The organism is Sphingomonas alpina (genome assembly GCF_014490665.1).
Lineage (GTDB): Bacteria > Pseudomonadota > Alphaproteobacteria > Sphingomonadales > Sphingomonadaceae > Sphingomonas > Sphingomonas alpina.
On record NZ_CP061038.1, the window covers coordinates 3,327,751 to 3,347,711 of the forward strand.

Below are 19,961 nucleotides of genomic sequence, written 5' to 3' on the forward strand. Positions count from 1 at the left end.
GGGCGGCATGATGCGCTGGCCGCACCGCCTGATCGCCGCAACGATGGTGCTTGCGGTCGCGCCGGCCGTCGCCGGGCCCGGCCCGGTCTATACCCCTGTCGTCGGCAGCGCGGAGCGCGCCGCGATCCTCAAGACGCTGCACGGCGATGACGACCCGCGATTGCGCATCACCTTCCGGCAGTTCCGTGTCTTCCATGACGGCCGGCGGGCGATCGCCTATGTCGAGGGTGACGGCGCGGTCGGCGGTTTCCAGTCGATCCTGACGCGCGACGGCAAGGCCGCATGGCGCAACGTCTGGGGCGAGGGGGGACGGCGGCAGCAACAGCTGCGTCGTTGGCGCCCGGCATTATGCCTGGGCGGTACGGCTGATCACAGCCTATCACGTGGCGCCCGACGCGCTGTTTCCGGGCATCACCGCCCGGGCGCGTGAGCTGAAGCGCATGGCGAAGACGGATCCCGAGCTGCAATGCGTGGGGGATCTGGACGGCGGCGAGCCGTAAGCCGCGGCGGATTCGCCGAACCGCGTCACCGTGGCGAACTCGGGACAGGCGGCAGGCCGGCGAAAGGTCGTGCCGCGCTCGACGCCGGGTCCCCACCGCAAGCTCACCATAGGTGAGGTGCTGGGTGCAGAACTCGCGGGAATCGAGCGGCGCATGCGTGGCGGGGAGATATGTTACACCGGATTGTACCATATCCCCGGCGCGAAGCCGGTGGAGAATTTTACAATTTACCTATGAATATCAATTACTTCTGCTGAAAACCCGGTAAATCTCCGCGAATATTGCGCGTTCTTCCGGGGTTTTGCGCGGGTCACCGGCGTCCGTGCATCCTCACAGTATTTCGTACCGAATCCGGGCATTAAGTGCGCTGACAACTCAGTATCACCGCGTATAGGCATCCGCGAAAGCCAGGTCGCAGCCGTATCCGCAAGGAGCAGATCGCTGTGTGGAGTAAAGATAGACATAAGGTCGGCAGATTCCGGGGGAGCAGAATGTCGGAAGTCATGGTTGGTACGGAAACGACTTACATGGACCGGGTGCGCTCCCGCATTGCATCGCTGCCCGGCTACAGACTTGAGGATCTGCTTCCCGGCATCGAACGCTCCAAGGATGTCGAGCAGCTTGACGAGCTTTTCGACCCCGAGCGGCGAGCCGATTTTCTTGCCAGCGTGGCCAGCAACGCGACGAACGTCGACCCCGCGCTGCTCGATCGAATTCCGATCTGGGCCGATCGGTTCATTGCCCTCCACCTGGAGGTCGACGATCCGATTCCGGCCTATGCGATGCTCGAAATCGCCGATGAGTATGTCCGATATATTGCGTTCGAGCTCGGGCTGACCTCAGGCCGCGCCTTGTTGACTGACTGTGTGATTGGCAGCGTCACCTTCAAGATCGACCTGGGGCTCGATCGCATCAATATAACCAACGCAGTCGCCGCCAGCCTGATATTCTGGGGCGTGCAGAGCCTGATCCAGGGAATCGTCAACAACAAGGAACACCCGCAGCTGGTCGAGTTTCATCAGTGCGCGGCGAAGAACATGGAAGACTATCAGATCAAGGAGATCGTTTTCTATACCAATGACGGCGTGATGGTCAGCTGCAAGCAGAAGGCCGTGATAGAAAACGCCCGGAAAATACCGGCGCCGGACTATTCGGCGCAAGACGCCCGACGCGAGCCGATCCGCGACTATACCGCGAAAAACGAGTCCATCATTGTCGAAGGTTCATTCGATGACGAGCATCCGCCAAAATTCCGCGTAACCAAGCCGGAAAATGCCGCAAGGCAGATGGGCATTATCGCAACCTCGATGAGCGCCGAACTCGCGCAAAAAGCGAAGCCGGACACGGTCTATCGGGTGGAAGGCTATTGGCGGGAACTGGGGAAAAAACGCCATGTGTTCACGATCCGGGATTTATCCGATCCCCTTCCCGACATCATCTCCAACGAGGAAGAGACGAGAGAAAAATGGCTGGCCGCCATGCGCGAAGCGATTGGGAAATCCGTGGAGCGGGACGAAGATTCCACGCCCCTCTCGCCATAACGAGGGAACCGCCCGCACCCCCTCTTTCCGGCAGACATGCGCCATGATGGCTGCGCGCTCGATTAAGCAAATTGCCGCCGCAATTTCGGAAATGACCCAATGCAATCAGCGACGGGCATTCAGATCGTGAAGCCGATATAGGCGATAAGGCCCTCGATCGTTTCCGGCAGCACGCCCGCTCGCTCCGCCTCACCGAGATAAACGCGCCTCCAGCGTTTGCCGGAACGGTGAAGCCGCGCGGCAAAGACCGCCTGGGCATTGTGCCGCAGGCAAGCGGTGATCCATTCCTCGCCCCGATCATAAGGCTCCCGGCGGTCGATCGTCACGTTGCCATGCACATCGGCGACGATGACAAGCTTCTCACCGGATGCGGAAAATACCGGCAGCTCCAGCTCATCCGCCCAATGCTCGAGATAGGATCGCGCATCCTCGAAGTTACGGAAGATCAGTACGCCGCCGGGCACACTCATGCCGGGCGCGTCATTCACAATGACGACATCGGCAAGCCAGGTTCGAGCGGACATCCTGTATCGTAGCAGATCGGATGGCGTTCACGAATGCCGTCACGGCCAGGAACAGGCGGTCAGGTGGGCGGGGCGTGCAAGCCGGTGAACGAGCGCTCGCCGGCATTGCTGGCCTGGGGACGAACAGGCCGTCGCCGTAACGCTAGCGCGGTGGCGTCTCACCGGATGGCGTGGACGCCTTGCCGGCATCCTGTTTCAAAGGCTGTTGCTTCATGACCGCCCGCCAATCCTGCTCGGACTGTTTGCGGCCGAGACGCGGCCATTCACCGCGCGGACCGCAGGCGAAATCGGTCAATGCCTTGCCGGTCGCGCCGTCATCGGCCTTTTCCCATGCGCCGTTACCGGGCGGTATCGTACCGGGTGTTGCCTTGAAGTCTGAATCATAGACCAGGGTCCTGGTCACCCGGACCTGCCGGGCGGCACAGTTGAATTCGACATGCAGCTCCGCGAAGCGCTGTGCGACGAGCGGACCCTCCATATAATAGACCGCACTGGTCAAATCGCGCGCCTTGCCGAGTTGGTCGCCGTCGAACAGGATGGTGAGCCCATCCACGGACTGAGCGCGCCAGAGATCGGCGGCAACGGCCTGGGTGGCGGTGAGCGAGAGGGTGGCCGCGACGGCGAGCTTCAGGGGTGTCACGGTGTTACCTTTTCCGTGGGTTGTGGGGTGCAAGTGGTTCAAGGATCGGTGGATTAGGTGGGAACCTGGGCTTTGTCATCCTTCGCTAGAATGATCATGTACTGCCCCAAGGCTTTCATATCACCGTTCCGATGGCGATCTTTCGACATCACAGGCTTCTAGACATAACGTGAACATCGGTTAAGATTGGTTCATGGCATCGTGGCATTTCACAATGCCGCCGGAGAATGACGCTGGCCATGCGATCGTTGAGGAACCGACCATTGGCCTTGGCAATAGCGCCCTTCCTGCTTTCCGGTTGCAGCGCGGACCTCCCTCCCCGTTCGGTCGTCAATCCCAAATCCGGGCTCGAAAAGCCGTTGCCAATCATTCTTCACGATCTCGCGCGACTGGGCGGCTGCAAGATTACCGGCAGTTCACCCTATCAATGCGGCCTGCAGGATCATGTGTTCGAGCTAATCTCCATCCATGATGGGGCGGATCGAGAGCCATGGGAAAAAGGCTATACCGGCAAGTCCGATAACGGGCACACCGACAAACCTTATTCCGTGCGGTTCGAGATCGAGATGAACGATCCCGCAGATCCGTCGACAAGGTCATCGCTCAACAAGGATGTCGTGCGGATGGTCGGCTATTTCGTGCCCGACTGGCCCGGCCGCGAACAATGGCTCGTGCGGCAGATCGATATCGCGGACAAGGCCGATACCTTCGATTGCCCCGCGCATGTCCGGATTGGCGGCATCGGCGTTGCGGTCGTGAGAGTTCCGGCGAACCGGCCCTGGTCGCATGTGGTGGTTCTGATGACCAAGGCACCCGATATCAACGAGATGCTTGCGAGCAAGTTTATCAAGGGTTGTCGATGATGGGGGTTTGGCGGTTGTTGGGAACGAAGGTTACGGTGTGCTGTCGAGGCCTTCCGGCTGTTTCACGAACGCCAGCTCATCACCGCGCTCCACTAGTTTAGGGGTTATCGCACGTGTCTTCGTAATCTTCTCGTAATCTTCTTCCCCGTAACTTTCGCGCCCGTTGTCGAGCATCTCCGGCCCGTATAAGCTGGCGTCAGGGGGGAACATGAAAAGATCGAGATATTTGCTAAGCGCCGCGCTGGTCGCGAGTGCCGCGCTGACGGCACTTCAGCCGTTGCTAGCCGGGGCGCAGACAGCCGGTACTCCCACGGCATCCCTCCCCGCGGCGAACGAGTCCACTCCTGGTGCCGCGCCCGTGAATAGCGGCTGCGAACTGCATGTCTGGGGCGCGGGTCGGCCGAATTTCAAACTGCGGCCGAACGCGTTTATCAAGATCACGGTGGATCCCGCCCAGATGGATCGCTCCAATCCGTTGTCGAACGCCAGCCTGTTCGACACTGTGAGCCGGGCCAACGCGCTCTCCGACGACGACCTCAAAAAGCTGCTGCCGCAGGCGGGCGCAGTAACCGTGGTGCGGCATGCGGAGATGATCGATATCGACAAGACTCCGCTCAACCGTATCGCCGGTCGGCTCGTGCAGTCCCCTACCAGCTGTTACGCCGACCTCGTTATCGGCAATCTATACGCCATTTTTCCAAATCCCGAGATGGCATGGGAGCGCGCCGGAGCGATTGGGGCCCTGCTGGTCGGGAGCGATCGACTGGTGATAGAGTTCTGGTTGCGGGATTTCTCCGGTCCGAAGGCCGGGGGCAAGACCTATAAGCGGAAAAACGATTCCCCATTGCCGCATGTGCAGCCGCTCACCATCGAGATGAAGACAGCGATGGAAGCGTCAACGACGGCGAATTTTCGTAGTTTTGTCGATTTCGTGGGTCAGCAGCGGCTGCGGTGACGGTTGTAGCGGATGAGGCTCGGACGCTTAGTTGGTGGACTATCACCGTAGTCGAGGGAAGCCGAGAAGCGAATGCGTCGGACGTGTAGCCTTGAGGGTGTAGTTTGGGGGTTAAGTAAACTGTCACCGTAATTAAGGACAGCCCCAACAGGCCCAGAAGGTCATGGCGCGCACCGTTCCGGCCGGGTCCTGTGGCTCATCGGCAGCTAGAATCTGCGCACCCGGTGGCGGTCGTTGCGAAAGCCCGTTACGGGCCTGGGTCGTTGTCGCTGCGGCAACGATGGAGGGGCGCGTGCGACCGGTGCGATTCATTTCCTTGATGGCTTTTGTGATCGCCCCGTCGGTTCAGCCGGCCCCCGCCCATGCGCAACAGGTGGCCAGCGAAGCCTATTTCGGCGTTGTCGGCAGGCCTTGCGAGGTACCGGACCTGAAAGCGAATCTGGGTCCCGCTGCGACCAGCTCGTCGCCGCCGATCGCGAGCGACGCAAAGCTTGTCGATGATTATATCAAGGCGGCTGAGCGCGGCGACCGGAGAGCGCTCAAAAAACTGTCCACGCCTGAATGGTTATCGAGTCCCGTCAACGCCAGCTGTTTGTCCGCGATTAAAACGCTGAGGAAGCAGTGCCGTGATCTGACACCGTATCTGTTGGGTGATCTCGAAATCAGAGTTGCATGGGCGTGTGAGAACAGGCTGGTTTACAGAATTTTCCTGACGATATCGGACAATAAGGTGGCAAATATCTGGTCGGCAACGCGGCCTCCGGCAGTGTATCTGCCGCCGCAAGATCCGCTTCGGAAAAGCCACCCAGTGCCGGACAAATAATGTCGGAAGCATCGCCGATGCCTTTGGCGAACGAGCCTGCAACGTTGGTCAGGCACAAGGGAAGGGCGAGAGGTGAATGAACCGGGCGAGCAGCCTTGAGGGGTAGTTTGGAGGTTAAGTGAACTGGCACCGTAATAGATTCACTTAAGACCGATAAGGTCTTAATCTGGCAAACGCTCCCGTGCTTTCGCTTTGCACTTCTCCACCCGAAGAGTACCACAGCGCGGCATATGGCCCAAACGAGAGGATGACGGTGGCGAAACTTTACGCCAACTTGGTTAAGCGAGTGCAACGGCTTCCGAAGCCCGCTCGCACGTCTGATGCTCTCCAACCCACGTTTGAGGCGATCAGCAACGCAATTCACGCAATCTATACCAGATGGGAAGAGCGAGCATCGGCAAAAGGCTTGGTCGAAGTGTTTGTTGGTATGGATCGCGATAAAAGTAAGATATGGATTACTGTCGAAGATAATGGAATCGGCTTGGACGATGAAAATTTCGAAGCGTTCCTAACTACAGATACAGACCATAAAATTACCTTCGGAGGTAAAGGCGTTGGCAGATTGCTGTGGTTGGATTGCTTCGGTAGAATTGAAATACGATCTAGATACACGGTAGGCGACCTCAAAAAAGAGAGGCAATTCCGTTTCAGACTGAACAATGAAGAGCAAATTGTTGACCTTACAGAAGGCGATCAACCATCAAATATTCAACCTGGCACGAGGATAAAGTTCTCAGAGATTCGTGACAACGGATATCTAGAAAAATTCCCTAGCCGGTCAGCTTATATTTTCCAGCACATATTTTCGCACTTTCTACCCGTTTTTGTTGGCGGTAAATCTCCAACGATCGAGGTAAACTGCGGGGATGAATCCAGAACTTATCCTAGAGATATGGCGGAGCACATAAGTCGGCAAATCGAGATCAAAGACTTAGCGTTCGGAGAGCTCGGGCTCTTTAGAATGACACTTCTCGAATGCCATAAAAGTGCGAGCGCGAGCTTGGGCGGGAATCACTTTATCCATTTCATAGCCAACGATCGAACAGTTGTCTCACAATGTATTGATGGTCGATTGGGAATTGGATACTTCGGAGATGCAGCGGATCGCGTGTTTCACGCTTGCCTATTTAGTAGCTATTTAGATAAACACGTGAACCAAGAGCGCACTGGCTTCACATTCGACGACCATCTGTTGGATAGTATTGTAAACGAGGTATGCATTCCGCATGTGGAGCATTTTCTGGCGGAACCATTAGAAGAGCAAAGCGTCAAGCAACGAAAGCAAATTGCTGGGATTGTAGAAACTTACCCTTCTGTCGGCTTTGGCACTGTAGAAGAGCTTCAGAAATACATTCCCACAGGCGAGGGAAAGCCAGATGCAATTTATAGCCATTTAGCACGACAAAGATTCCGTCGAGATTACAAGCAAGCTGAATCAATCCGATCGACCTTTAAAACCCTTAAAGGTGGAGAAGTTAATAGTGAAGGATTCTACGCGGCAGTCGCTCAGGCGGTAAACGATCTTGAGCAAGCAGAGACTAAAAGTCTTGCTGAGTATGTCGTTAGACGTAAAGCGGTCCTGGAATTTTTAGAAGTGCTATTACAAAAGGTCAGAATAGCCGAAACCGATAGCTCTTATCAGACCGAATCTGTTCTACATAATCTAATATGCCCGATGCGCATCAGAACAGTAGGCGATGAGCTAAAGATCATGCCGGCATCATCGCATGAGCTTTGGGTAATTGACGAGCGACTGACTTTTGCCGAATACTTTAGCTCAGATCGCCCATTCCGGGAACTCGGATCCGCATTTGAAAGCGAGGAGAGAGCCGACGTCTTGATTTTCAACACCGTTCATTCGCTTCGACAAGCTGATGAAATGGCGCGTGTACTTCTAGTTGAGTTTAAACGACCTGGTAGAAAAAGCTATAATAATGATGAAAATCCTCAGCAACAGGTTGAACGATATGTTAGGTTATTGCAAAACGGCGGAGAGCTAGACGTAAAAGGAAGGCCAATAAAACTTAATGGGTCAACCGTATTTAACTGTTTTATCATCGCAGATATTGTCGGAAAAATGGATGAGTGGACTTACTCTTGGGAGAGAATTGCCGGAACTGGCGGACGTAGGTATATTCCAAGAGATGGTTTTTCGGGATCAATCGAGCTGATAGGATGGGATGATTTGCTGAAGGACGCCACCGATCGCAATAAAGCATTCTTTGACCGGGCTGGTATTAGCGGAAGAAGCTTCTTTTCACCCGACTGAACGCCGATCTTGGTAGATTTAGGTTCACTCCGCCGCCACTGTCTCCACACGCCCCCTGCCCTTCGCCAACAACGGCGCGAGATAATGCCCGGTAAACGACCCCTTCGCCTTGGCCACCTGCTCCGGCGTCCCTTCGGCAACGATCTCGCCGCCCTTGACCCCGCCCTCAGGCCCAAGGTCGAGCACCCAGTCGGCGGTCTTGATCACGTCGAGGTTATGCTCGATCACCACGACCGTATTCCCCTGCTCGACCAGCTGGTGCAGCACTTCGAGCAGTTTGCGCACATCCTCGAAATGCAGGCCGGTCGTCGGTTCGTCCAGGATGTAGAGCGTCTGGCCGGTGGCGCGGCGTGACAGCTCCTTGGCGAGCTTGACGCGCTGCGCCTCGCCGCCGGACAGGGTGGTCGCCTGCTGGCCGACCTTGACGTAGCCCAGGCCGACCTCCGCCAGCATCGCCATCTTGTCGCGGATCGGCGGGACCGCCTTGAAGAATTCGACTGCGTCCTCGACCGTCATGTCGAGCACATCGGCGATGCTCTTGCCCTTGAACTTCACCTCCAGCGTTTCGCGATTGTAGCGCGCGCCGTGGCACACGTCGCACGTGACATAGACGTCGGGCAGGAAGTGCATCTCGATCTTGAGCAGGCCGTCGCCCTGGCACGCCTCGCAGCGGCCGCCCTTGACGTTGAAGCTGAAGCGGCCGGGCTTGTACCCACGCGCGGAACTTTCGGGCAGGCCGGCGAACCAGTCGCGGATTTGCGTGAAGGCGCCGGTATAGGTTGCCGGGTTGGAGCGCGGGGTGCGGCCGATCGGCGACTGATCGATGTCGATCACCTTGTCGAGATATTGCAGGCCGGTGACCTTGTCATGCTTGCCGGCGAGCAGGCGCGCGCCGTTGAGCGTGCGCGCGGCCGAGGCGTAGAGCGTGTCGATGGTGAAGCTCGACTTGCCCGATCCCGACACGCCGGTGATGCAGGTGAAGGTGCCGAGCGGGATGCTCGCGGTGACGCCGCGCAGATTGTTGGCGGTGGCGTTGTGCACGGTCAGCTTCTTGCCATTGCCCTTGCGGCGCTTGTCCGGCACCGGCACTTCACGCGTGCCGTTGAGATAGTCGGCGGTGATGCTGCCCTTGGTCGCGAGCACCTCGGCGAGCGAGCCCTGTGCGACCACTTCGCCGCCATGCACGCCGGCGCCGGGGCCCATGTCGATGACATAATCGGCGGTGCGGATCGCGTCCTCGTCATGTTCGACCACCAGCACAGTGTTGCCGAGATCGCGCAAGCGGCGCAGCGTCTTGAGCAGCATGTCATTGTCGCGCTGGTGCAGGCCGATGCTGGGTTCGTCGAGCACATAGAGCACGCCGGACAAGCCGGAGCCGATCTGCGACGCGAGGCGGATGCGCTGGCTCTCACCGCCCGACAAGGTGCCGCTGGTGCGGTTGAGGTTGAGATAGTCGAGCCCGACATTGTTGAGGAAGCCGAGCCGTTCGAGGATCTCCTTCAGGATGCGCTCGGCGATCGCGCGCTGCTGATCGGTCAGGTCGGCGGGGACATTCTCGAACCAGGTGAGCGCGTCGACCACCGACAGGCGGGTGACGCTGGAGATGTCGCGCATGCCGATCTTGACCGCCAGCGCCTCTGGCTTGAGCCGCGCGCCGTGGCAGACTTCGCATGCGGCGCTGCTTTGGTATTTGGACAGTTCCTCGCGCATCCATGCGCTTTCGGTCTGGAGCAGGCGTCGGTTGAGGTTGCCGATCACGCCCTCGAACGGCTTCTTCACATCGTACGACTTGCGGCCGTCGACAAAGGTCAAAGTGACCGGCTTGCCGCCGGTGCCGTGGAGGATGATCAGCTTCACTTCGCCGGGCAATTCTTCCCATGGCGTATCGAGGCTGAAGCCGAATTCGCGCGCCAGGCTGCCCAGCACCTGCATGTAATAGGGCGATGGCGGGTTGGACTTGGCCCAGGGCACGACCGCGCCCTTCTTGATGCTGAGCGCGTGATTGGGGACGACGAGATCCTCGTCGAACAGCATCTTCTCACCCAGGCCGTCGCACGCCGGGCACGCACCCTGCGGCGCGTTGAAGGAGAAGAGCCGCGGTTCGATCTCGGCGATGGTGAAGCCGCTCACCGGGCAGGCGAATTTCTCGCTGAACACGATGCGGTTGGCGGGGACGCCGGCGCCCTTCATCGCGCCGCCGTCGAGGGCGGCAGCTACCGCCCCCTCCCCCGTTCGTGCTGAGCTTGTCGAAGCACCGTTCTTCTTCTTCGACGTTGCAGATGTGGCACCCTGCCCTTCGACAAGCTCAGGGCGAACGGATGTCTCGGCAATGAATTTCTGCGGTGCTTCCTTCACCCGGTTGGATGAGAGCTCGGCAACGGTCGTATCGACCAAATCGACATAAGCCAGCCCCTCGGCCAGCTTCAGCGCGGATTCGAAACTCTCCGCCAGCCGCGTCGCGATACCCGAACCGATCACCAGGCGGTCGACCACCACTTCGATGTCATGCTTGTATTTCTTGTCGAGCGCGGGGGCTTCGTCGATCTCGTAAATCTCGCCGTCGATGCGCACGCGGGTGAAGCCGGCCTTCTGCCACTCGGCTAGTTCCTTGCGATACTCACCCTTGCGGCCGCGCACGACGGGCGCGAGCAGGTAGAGCCGCGTGCCCTCCGGCAGGGTCATCACGCGGTCGACCATCTGGCTGACGGTCTGCGCGGCGATCGGCAGGCCGGTGGCGGGCGAGTATGGAATACCGACACGCGCCCAGAGCAGGCGCATATAGTCGTAGATCTCGGTCACCGTCGCGACGGTCGAGCGCGGGTTGCGGCTGGTGGTCTTCTGCTCGATCGAGATTGCCGGCGACAAGCCCTCGATATGGTCGACGTCGGGCTTCTGCATCAGTTCGAGGAACTGGCGGGCATAGGCGCTGAGCGATTCGACGTAGCGGCGCTGACCCTCGGCATAGATGGTGTCGAAGGCGAGGCTCGACTTGCCCGATCCGGACAGGCCGGTGATCACCGTGAGCGTGTCGCGCGGGATGTCGACCGACACGTTCTTGAGGTTGTGCTCGCGCGCGCCGCGGACGGATATGTGAGTCAGCATGCGGCGATATGTTCCATATTTGTTCGGATTGGGCAAGACCCGGTCTGGCCTGAACCGGGGCCCGGTCTGGAATCCTAATCTGGGAATTTGGTCGCCGTCCCGCAAGGATGGCGCCTGTGCCGTAGCGGCGCGATGCCCCGACGCCATTGTGACATGAAACCTCGCTAATTGTTGCAGACTCAACCGCAAACGGCCAACAATGTTCATTCGGCACGGGGGATTATCGACATGGTGGATTATGTTGGCGGCGCTGGTAACGACGTGTTTGTCGGTACCGGAGATATCGATACTGCGCATGGCAATGGCGGTAACGACACGCTGTCCGGCAACGGCGCCAACGATCAGCTGTACGGCGAGAACGGCAACGACCGGCTCGACGGCGGGCTTGGCATCGACCGCATGGAGGGCGGTGCGGGCGATGACGTCTATTTCGTCGATGACATCGGCGATGAGGTGATCGAAGCGTCCGGCGGGGGCAATGACACCATCGTGAGTTCGATATCCTTCTCGATTCAAAACCGCGCAATCGAGAACCTGACCGTGAGTGCGGCTCCCGGCCTGACCTATAATGAAGGCATCGGAAATGAGCTGAACAATGTGCTGACCGGGGTTCTGGACGGCAACCCGACAGGCGTCAGCCTGAACGGAGAAGGCGGCAACGACCTGATCTACGGCAGCGCGGGCAATGATTTTCTCACCGGCGGCGACGGTGACGACACGATCTATGGCGGCGATGGCAACGGATTGGATCAAATTGCCGGCGGTGAAGGCAATGACCGGATGTATGGTGGCGCCGGTTACGATTATTATACAGTCAATGATGCCGGCGACATGATTTTCGAGGCCGTGGGCGAAGGCACTGATCTGGCCTTCATCTATACTCCATCTTATGTCTTGACCGCGGGACAGGAAGTCGAATTCATATATGCCTATGCCCTGACTCCAGACGAAACGCTCAACATTTCCGGAAACGAATTTGGCCAGACGATATATGGGTCTGGCAATGTCACTATATTGAACGGGCTTGGCGGCGATGATGTCCTAACCGGCTATACCGGTACGGATACGCTGAATGGCGGCGATGGCACCGACACACTCAATGGTGGCGACGGCAACGACATACTCGACGGCGGTACCGGCGGCGACACGATGACCGGCGGTCTGGGCGATGACCGCTATATCGTCGACAATAGCCTGGACCGGGTGATCGAACTCGATGGCGAAGGTACGGATAGCGTCGAAAGCTCGGTGAGCTTCTCGCTCGGCAGCCTGACCGCGGTGGAGAATCTGACGCTGACCGGCATCGGTGCGATCAACGGCACCGGCAATGCGCTGAGCAATATCCTGATCGGCAATTCGGCGGCGAACACCCTTGATGGCGGCCTCGGCGATGATCAACTTGATGGCGGCGAGGGCAACGACATTGTGAACGGCGAGGCGGGCAATGACGCGATTAATGGTGGTTACGGCGACGATATAGTGAGTGGCGGTGCGGGAGATGACGAGCTTACTGATCTTTTCGGCAGCAACATATTGAATGGCGAGACGGGCAACGATCGGCTGTTTGGCGGCTTTGATGAAGATCGTCTCTACGGTGGCGACGGCGCCGATCTGATACAGGGGCAAGACGGCAATGATATATTGGACGGCGGCGCCGGCATTGATGTGATGGTCGGTGGCGCGGGCAATGATCGTTATATCGTCGATAACATTGATGATCGGGTCGAAGAGTTCGATTATAGCCAGGAAGGCAACGGTATAGATCTCGTCGAGAGTTCAGTCACATTCTCGCTGTCGCCTGTTCAAACTGAAGGAGTCGAGAATCTTATTTTGACCGGCGGTGCGGCGATCAACGGTACCGGCAACGCGCTGAACAACAATATGCGGGGCAACGTCGCGGCAAACACGCTGTACGGCGGCGACGGCAATGACGTGCTTGATGGCGGCGCTGGTGGCGACCGGCTTTACGGCGGCGCGGGCGATGATCGCTATATCCTCGACAACAGCCTCGATCGCGTGATCGAGCTCGACGGCGAAGGCACGGATCTGGTCGAAAGCGCTGTGAGCTTTTCATTCAGCGGCCTGACCGCGCTGGAGAATCTGACGCTGACAGGGAGCGCGGCGATCAACGGCACCGGCAATGCGCTCGCCAATATCCTGATCGGCAATTCGGCCGCGAACATCCTTGACGGCGGTGCCGGCGCGGACACGATGCAGGGCGGCTTGGGCAACGACACCTATTATGTCGATGTCGCCGGGGATGCCGTCCGGGAGGGCGTTGGCGGCGGCAACGACACCGTGCTCGTCGCGCGAAGCTATGCGCTGGCGGCCGGACAGGAAATCGAGACGCTAGCGACGGCAAACGATGCCGGGACCGGCTTCATCAACCTGACGGGCAACGAGTTCGCCAATATCCTGCGCGGCAATGCCGGCGGCAACCGGCTTGATGGCGGCCTGGGCGCGGACCAGATGTCCGGTGGACTGGGCAACGACATTTATGTGGTCGACACGCTCGAAGACCGGGTGATCGAGCTGAGCGGCGGCGGTACGGATACGATTGAAAGTTCAGTCATTTTTTCCCTCAGGAATGCGATAGAGGTGGAAAATCTCACGCTGACCGGTGCTGCCGCGATCCACGGCGAGGGAAATAATCTGGCCAACATCCTGACCGGCAATGCGGCGGCGAACAATCTGTTCGGCCTGGTCGGGAACGACACCCTGTACGGCGGTGATGGTGAGGATCTGCTCGATGGTGGCCTTGGTGCCGACCGTCTTTATGGCGGCGCCGGCAATGACCGCTACATCGTCGACGATAGCGGCGACCAGGTGTTCGAGGTCAAGGATGGCGGTACGGATATCGTCGAGAGTTCGGTGACGTTTTCGCTGGCGGGCGCGGCGGTGGAAAATCTCACACTGACCGGCACGGCAGCGATCAACGGCACCGGCAACGATCTCGCCAATGCACTGCGCGGCAATACCGGCAACAACCAGCTCGACGGCGGACTGGGGGCCGACACGCTGTATGGTGACGCGGGCAATGACATGCTGCTGGGCGGCGGGGGCAACGATATCCTGACCGGCGGTGCCGGCATCGACGAGATGTCCGGCGGCGGTGGGGATGATCATTTCCATGTCGACAATGCCGGCGATATGGTTTTCGAAACCGCCGGCCAGGGTCTGGATTACGTCTATACGACCCTATCCTACGCGTTGGCGGCCGGCCAGGAGATCGAATATTTCGGCATCACTGCCGTGTCCGGCGGTGCCGATCAGCCGATCAACCTGACCGGCAATGATTACGGACAAGCCATTCTGGGCAATGCCGCAAGCAACATATTGAGTGGCCTTGGCGGCAATGACGGGCTGCAGGGCTTTGACGGCAGCGACACGCTGTACGGCGGTGACGGCAATGATGTGCTCGATGGCGGCCTGGGCGGCGATCGGCTGTACGGTGGCGCAGGCGACGACCGTTATAGTCTCGACAACAGCCTGGACCGGGTGATCGAGCTCGACGGCGAAGGCACGGATACCGTCGAAAGCTCGGTAAGCTTTTCGTTCAGTGGCCTGACCGGGCTTGAGAATCTGACGCTGACCGGCAGTGCGGCGATCAACGGCACGGGCAATGCGCTGAACAATGTGCTGATCGGCAATGCGGCGGCGAACATCCTGGATGGCGGCGCCGGCATTGACACGATGCAGGGAGGCTTGGGCAACGACACCTATTATGTCGATGTCGCCGGGGATGCCGTCCTGGAGGGCGTTGGCGGCGGCAACGACACCGTACTCGTCGCGCGAAGCTATGCGCTGGCGGCAGGGCAGGAGATCGAGACGCTGGCGACGGCCAATGATGCCGGGACCGGCTTCATCAACCTGACCGGCAATGAATTCGCCAACACGCTGCGCGGCAATGCCGGCGTCAACCGCCTTGATGGCGGCCTGGGCGCGGACCAGATGGTCGGCGGCCTGGGCAACGACATTTATGTCGTCGACAATATCGGGGACCAGATCGTCGAGCTGAGCGGCGGCGGCACCGACACGATCGAAAGCTCGGTCAGCTTTTCACTCGGGAATGCGCCCGAGGTGGAAAATCTCACGCTGACCGGCACGGCCCCGACTAGCGCGCAGGGCAACGGACTCGCCAATATCCTGACGGGCAACGCGGGCGCGAACCTCCTTCAGGGCGGCGACGGAAACGATATACTCGACGGCGGCACTGGTGCCGATTGGATGCATGGCGGCCAGGGCAATGATCAATATTATATCGATGACATTAACGACTATATTCTGGAACAGGTCAACGAAGGCTTGGACAGCGTCTACAGTTCCATAACCTACTCGCTATTGCTTGCGGACGGGGCGGTCGAGGACCTCACGCTGATCGGCTCGGCCGCGATCAATGGCACCGGAAACGTCTTGAACAACAGAATAACTGGCAACGCCGCAGTAAACATATTGGACGGCGGCCAGGGCAACGACACTCTCGACGGCGGCGCCGGCGCCGACCTGCTGTACGGCGGGGGTTCCGATGACCGCTATATCGTCGACAACAGCATGGACCGTGTCATTGAGTTCGCCAACGAAGGTACAGACCTGGTCGAAAGTTCGGTGAGCTTCTCATTCAGCAACCTGGCCGAGCTGGAGAATCTGACGTTGACCGGCAGCGCGGCGATCAACGGGACGGGCAATGCGTCGGGCAATTTCCTGACCGGCAATTCCGCCGCAAACATCCTCGATGGCGGGCTGGGTAGCGATACGCTGACCGGCCTGGGCGGTGCTGATACGTTCGTGTTCGGCACGGCATTGGGCGCGAGCAATGTCGATACGATCACGGACTTCGTCCATGGCACCGACCGGATCGAACTCGACCAGTCGGTCTTTGCGGGGCTTGGGCTGGGCACGCTCAGCGCCAGCGCGTTCAGCAACGGACCTGCCACCAACGCGGATCAACATATCCTGTACGACGCGGCGACCGGCACCCTGTCCTATGATGCCGATGGGTCGGGTGCGGGCGCGGCGATCATCTTCGCCACCCTCGCCAATCATCCCGCCACCATCACCAGCGCCGACTTCCTTGTCGTACCGTGATCCGGCAGCGAGGTGACTGTTGTCGTGGCGCCGGGTAAATTGCCTGGCGCCATCACAGTGAATGCGGAGCGGAAGACGTGCAGATGATCTCCATGCTCGTTCTTGCCTTGGTGACGGCGGCTCCCACCCCGTCCCGTCCGGCCCAGATCGACGGCGCCGGCAACCGGATCGAGACGTTCGCGCCGATTGCCGGCGGCAAAGACTCGACCGATTCAATCTCGGCGGTTCATTGCACCCCGGACCGGCAACGCTGTGCGCAGCTGAGCCTCGACGTGGATGGTAATGTGTGGACGCTCTATCTGTTCGACCGGCTGCCCGGCGCCGCAGGTAAAACGCCGATCGCGTCCTTCCCGGTTCCGAACGAAGACGGGAATGCGCGCATGGCGCTCTGGCCGCGGATCGTGCGCGAGGCCTCAGGCCGGGTGCTGGTCGGGGTCGAGGCAACCAGTTCGACCTCCTATTCGGGCGGCGGGGCGAGCGCCGCAACGCTGACGCTCGCCGCAGCCGAAACGGGAAATGAGGCCATGAAAGCCGTACTGACCGTGCCGTCGCGCGGATCAGCAATGATCCGGGCCTGCTTCAGCGAGGCCGACATGCAGCAGCGCGCCAGCGCATGTCATGACGAATATGCGTTCGATGGAACGTTGACGCTCGATCCGGCAGTGCGCACCGGCGCGCCGCACTTCATCTTCACCACCAGTGCGAAGAGCTTCCCAGGCCCCGTGTCGCGCAGTGCGGATTCGCTGGCGGCGGCACCATTGCGCCGCAAGGACGTTAAATGGGTGACGGATGCGCAATGCAGTTATCGTCGGACCATCTCGCCCGACGCGGCGAGCGGCACATTCCGGATCGATACGCCCCTGCCCGTCTGTGACGATTATCTCGTGCCCTGAACCATTGGACGGGTTGCGGCATTTCGTGTATTATATCTGCAATACACAATGAAGGATCTGGCGATGGCGAAGAAGGACAAGAGCGCGAAGGCCGGCAAAGCCGCAAAGCTGCCCAAGCGCATCGCCGGAATCAAGGTCCCCAAGGAGCTGCGCAAATCGGGCGGAGCGCTGCTCGAAAAGGCCAATAGCCCGGTCGGGCGCGAGGTGATCGCCGCCGGGATCAGCGCGGTCGTGACGGCCGCGGCACGCAGCCGCGCGGGCAGCAGGGTCGCGGCGAAAGCGACGGATGCGTCGGCAAAGGCGGCGCAGGCCGGCGCGCAGGACGCCCGCGACCTGGTCGATGCGATCGGCACCGTGATGCAGCGCCTGTTCGAGAAAAAAGCCAGCTAGGCAACCATGGCGCCGTGTCGTTGCCGGCACGGTTGACAAACATGTCCCGATCACCAATAGTTCACTATATGGTGAACTATCAAACTCCCCGACTCGATCGAACCTTCGCGGCGCTGGTCGATCCGACTCGCCGAGCCATCCTTGCCCGGCTCGAGCAAGAATCCGAAGTGTCTGTAAGCGAGCTGGCGCGGCCGTTCGCAATCAAATTGCCTGCGGTGATGAAACATCTCGATGTGCTCGGCGATGCCGGGCTGATCACGCGCGTCAAGACGGGGCGGACGGTCGCGGTGCGGCTGGCGCCCGAACCGATGGAGGAAGCAATGGACTGGCTGCGCCGTTACGAACGCTTCTGGTCGGCGAGCCTCGACCGGCTTGTCGCCTATGCCGAAGCGAAGGAGGCCGGCAAATGACCAGCGTCACCCTGGTACGCCGCATCCGGGCTCGGCCTGAAACCGTGTTCGAGGCGATGACCACGCCCGAGGGGATCGGACATTGGTGGGGCCCCGACGCCGGGCCGGTGCTGTTGGCCGAGACCGACGTACGGGTCGGTGGTGCATTCCGCGTCCGCTTCAGAATGCTCGACGGCGCCGAACATGAAAGCTTCGGCACCTATCTTGAGGTCACCCCCCCGCACGGGCTGATCATGAGCTGGCAATGGGTCGACGAGCCAGATCTCGACATGCGGATCGAGATCACGTTGCGCGCGATCGCCGAGGGCACCGAACTGACCTTCACCCATGCCCGCCTGCCCGACGAGGAGGCGCGTATCAGCCATGAAGCCGGCTGGAACGGATCGCTCGACAAGCTCGAACGCTATTTTCTGCAATCCGGTGGAGAGTGACATGACATCCCACCCAATCGTGCCGGAAGATCAATGGATCGACGCGATGCGTGCGCTGACCGCCGAAGAGAAGGCGATCACCCAGGCACAGCAACGCCTGTCGGAGAAGCGCCGTGCGCTGCCTTGGGTCAGGATCGACAAGCCGTACATGTTCGAAGGCGAGGACGGGCCAGTGCTGCTCGCCGACCTGTTCGACGGGCGCACGCAGCTGATCGTGCAGCATTTCATGTTCGGCACCGACTGGCAGGAAGGCTGCCAGAGCTGCTCCCTGCTTGCCGACCATATCGATGGCGCGCGGCAGCATTTCGAACATAATGATGCAAGCTTCGCCGCCGTGTCGCGGGCGCCGATCGACAAGATCGCACCCTATCGCCGACGCATGGGGTGGCGATTCCGCTGGGTGTCGGCGGCGCGGAGCGATTTCAATGCCGACCACCATGTCTCGTTTCCAAGCGATCGGGCGGGCGGCATATTCTATAATTTCGAACATCAGCCCGATCCTGGGATCGAGGAATTGCCCGGGCTCAGCGTCTTCCACCGTGCGCCGGACGGCGCGATCTACCGCACCTATTCCTGCTATGCGCGCGGGCTGGAGAAATTCATGGGCGTGTACGCCTTTCTCGACGTGGCACCACGCGGCCGCGCCGAGCTCAAGACCGGCATGATGCACGACTGGCTGAAGCGCCACGACCGGTACGAGGATGACGGCCGGACACAGCCGATTTCCGCGGCGATGGTCGCAGCCGCCTGACCCCGTTTCACATCGATGGAGAGAGCAACATGACCCCGCATGAAACCGTATCCAAAGCGCGATGGACCGAAGCGATGCGCGCACTGGTCATCGAGGAAAAGGCACTGACCCGGCAACGCGACCGTGTCACCGAACAGCGCCGCGCCCTACCCTGGGTAAAGGTGGACAAGGATTATGTGTTCCAGGACGCCAACGGGCCAGTCACATTGGCCGAGCTGTTCGACGGACGCAGCCAGCTGATCGTCTATCATTTCATGTTCGGTCCCGACTGGGACGAGGGATGCACGGGCTGCTCGCTGATGGCCGACCATGTCGACGGTGCGCGGCAGCATTTCGAACATAATGACGTGAGCTATGTCACGGTGTCGCGCGGTCCGATCGACAAATTACTGGCGTACCGCGCACGCATGGGCTGGAGCTTTCGCTGGGTCTCGTCGGCGGGCAGCGACTTCAATGCCGACTATCATGTCTCCTTCCCCAACGGCGAGCGCGGCGACGGCGTCTTCTATAATTTCGAGACCCGGCCTGACCCGGAAATCGACGAGCTACCCGGGATCAGCGTGTTCTACCGGGCCGAGGACGGCACGATCTATCACAGCTATTCGTCGTACAGCCGCGGCGGCGAGAGCTTCCTGACCGTCTATGCCTATCTCGATATCGTGCCGAAAGGCCGCAACGAGGTGCGCGACGGGCAGATGACCGACTGGCTCAAGCGCCATGACCGATATGAAGATGACGGCCGCACGGGTTCGGCTGCGCCGGCGATGGCCGAGACGGCCTGAGT

At 59.9% G+C, this 19,961-nt stretch carries 16 protein-coding genes; 13 read left to right on the plus strand and 3 right to left on the minus strand.

Features of this window, described 5'->3' with window-relative positions; genetic code table 11:
• Positions 1-7: 7 nt before the first annotated feature.
• Positions 8-430 carry a hypothetical protein gene (locus H3Z74_RS15555; protein ID WP_187760504.1) on the plus strand — a complete coding sequence of 141 codons (423 nt, stop codon included), beginning with the start codon at positions 8-10 and terminating at the stop codon, positions 428-430.
• A gap of 561 nt (positions 431-991) precedes the next feature.
• Positions 992-2,041 (plus strand): hypothetical protein, encoded by a 1,050-nt coding sequence (locus H3Z74_RS15560; RefSeq protein ID WP_187760505.1) that lies wholly within the window; start codon positions 992-994, stop codon positions 2,039-2,041.
• Positions 2,042-2,160: 119 nt separating this feature from the next.
• Here the strand turns inward: H3Z74_RS15560 and H3Z74_RS15565 are convergent, their stop codons facing one another.
• Together H3Z74_RS15565 and H3Z74_RS15570 are read right to left on the minus strand one after the other, a co-directional pair.
• On the minus strand, positions 2,161-2,511 hold the full coding sequence (locus H3Z74_RS15565; RefSeq protein ID WP_187760506.1) for a hypothetical protein: 351 nt from the start codon (positions 2,509-2,511) through the stop codon (positions 2,161-2,163).
• Between the two features lie 196 nt (positions 2,512-2,707).
• The gene (locus tag H3Z74_RS15570; protein ID WP_187760507.1) at positions 2,708-3,205 is read right to left on the minus strand and encodes a hypothetical protein; all 498 of its coding nucleotides are present in this window, start codon (positions 3,203-3,205) and stop codon (positions 2,708-2,710) included.
• A 269-nt stretch (positions 3,206-3,474) separates the two neighbouring features.
• On the opposite strand from H3Z74_RS15570, the gene H3Z74_RS15575 reads away from it, so the two are divergent.
• The 4 genes from H3Z74_RS15575 to H3Z74_RS15590 all read left to right on the plus strand — a co-directional run bounded on the left by H3Z74_RS15575 (position 3,475) and on the right by H3Z74_RS15590 (position 8,115).
• Entirely contained in the window at positions 3,475-4,068 is a 594-nt protein-coding gene (locus tag H3Z74_RS15575; protein WP_187760508.1) for a hypothetical protein, read from the plus strand.
• 208 nt (positions 4,069-4,276) lie between these two features.
• Complete coding sequence (locus H3Z74_RS15580) at positions 4,277-5,023, plus strand: hypothetical protein (protein WP_187760509.1); 747 nt, start codon at positions 4,277-4,279, stop codon at positions 5,021-5,023.
• A 301-nt stretch (positions 5,024-5,324) separates the two neighbouring features.
• A complete protein-coding gene (locus tag H3Z74_RS15585) occupies positions 5,325-5,846 on the plus strand; it encodes a hypothetical protein (protein WP_187760510.1) in 522 nt (173 codons plus the stop codon).
• A gap of 253 nt (positions 5,847-6,099) precedes the next feature.
• Entirely contained in the window at positions 6,100-8,115 is a 2,016-nt protein-coding gene (locus H3Z74_RS15590) for an ATP-binding protein (protein WP_187760511.1), read from the plus strand.
• A 24-nt stretch (positions 8,116-8,139) separates the two neighbouring features.
• Here H3Z74_RS15590 and uvrA read toward each other — a convergent pair whose 3' ends face one another.
• A complete protein-coding gene (uvrA, locus tag H3Z74_RS15595) occupies positions 8,140-11,217 on the minus strand; it encodes an excinuclease ABC subunit UvrA (RefSeq protein WP_187760512.1) in 3,078 nt (1,025 codons plus the stop codon).
• A gap of 228 nt (positions 11,218-11,445) precedes the next feature.
• Here uvrA and H3Z74_RS15600 point away from each other — a divergent pair, with 228 nt between their 5' ends.
• The 7 genes from H3Z74_RS15600 (at position 11,446) to H3Z74_RS15630 (ending at position 19,959) form a co-directional block, all read left to right on the plus strand.
• On the plus strand, positions 11,446-16,302 hold the full coding sequence (locus H3Z74_RS15600) for a beta strand repeat-containing protein (protein ID WP_187760513.1): 4,857 nt from the start codon (positions 11,446-11,448) through the stop codon (positions 16,300-16,302).
• A gap of 77 nt (positions 16,303-16,379) precedes the next feature.
• Positions 16,380-17,195 (plus strand): hypothetical protein, encoded by an 816-nt coding sequence (locus H3Z74_RS15605; protein WP_187760514.1) that lies wholly within the window; start codon positions 16,380-16,382, stop codon positions 17,193-17,195.
• A gap of 48 nt (positions 17,196-17,243) precedes the next feature.
• Positions 17,244-17,585 (plus strand): hypothetical protein, encoded by a 342-nt coding sequence (locus tag H3Z74_RS15610; protein ID WP_187760515.1) that lies wholly within the window; start codon positions 17,244-17,246, stop codon positions 17,583-17,585.
• 68 nt (positions 17,586-17,653) lie between these two features.
• Positions 17,654-17,995 carry an ArsR/SmtB family transcription factor gene (locus H3Z74_RS15615; RefSeq protein ID WP_187760516.1) on the plus strand — a complete coding sequence of 114 codons (342 nt, stop codon included), beginning with the start codon at positions 17,654-17,656 and terminating at the stop codon, positions 17,993-17,995.
• Positions 17,992-18,426, plus strand: coding sequence for an SRPBCC family protein (locus H3Z74_RS15620; RefSeq protein ID WP_187760517.1), 435 nt, complete (start codon positions 17,992-17,994; stop codon positions 18,424-18,426). The genes H3Z74_RS15615 and H3Z74_RS15620 overlap by 4 nt, the downstream gene beginning before the upstream one ends.
• A 1-nt stretch (position 18,427) precedes the next feature.
• Positions 18,428-19,177: a DUF899 domain-containing protein gene (locus H3Z74_RS15625; RefSeq protein ID WP_187760518.1), complete on the plus strand. Its 750-nt coding sequence runs from the start codon at positions 18,428-18,430 to the stop codon at positions 19,175-19,177.
• Positions 19,178-19,206: 29 nt separating this feature from the next.
• Entirely contained in the window at positions 19,207-19,959 is a 753-nt protein-coding gene (locus H3Z74_RS15630; RefSeq protein WP_187760519.1) for a DUF899 domain-containing protein, read from the plus strand.
• Positions 19,960-19,961: the final 2 nt, after the last annotated feature.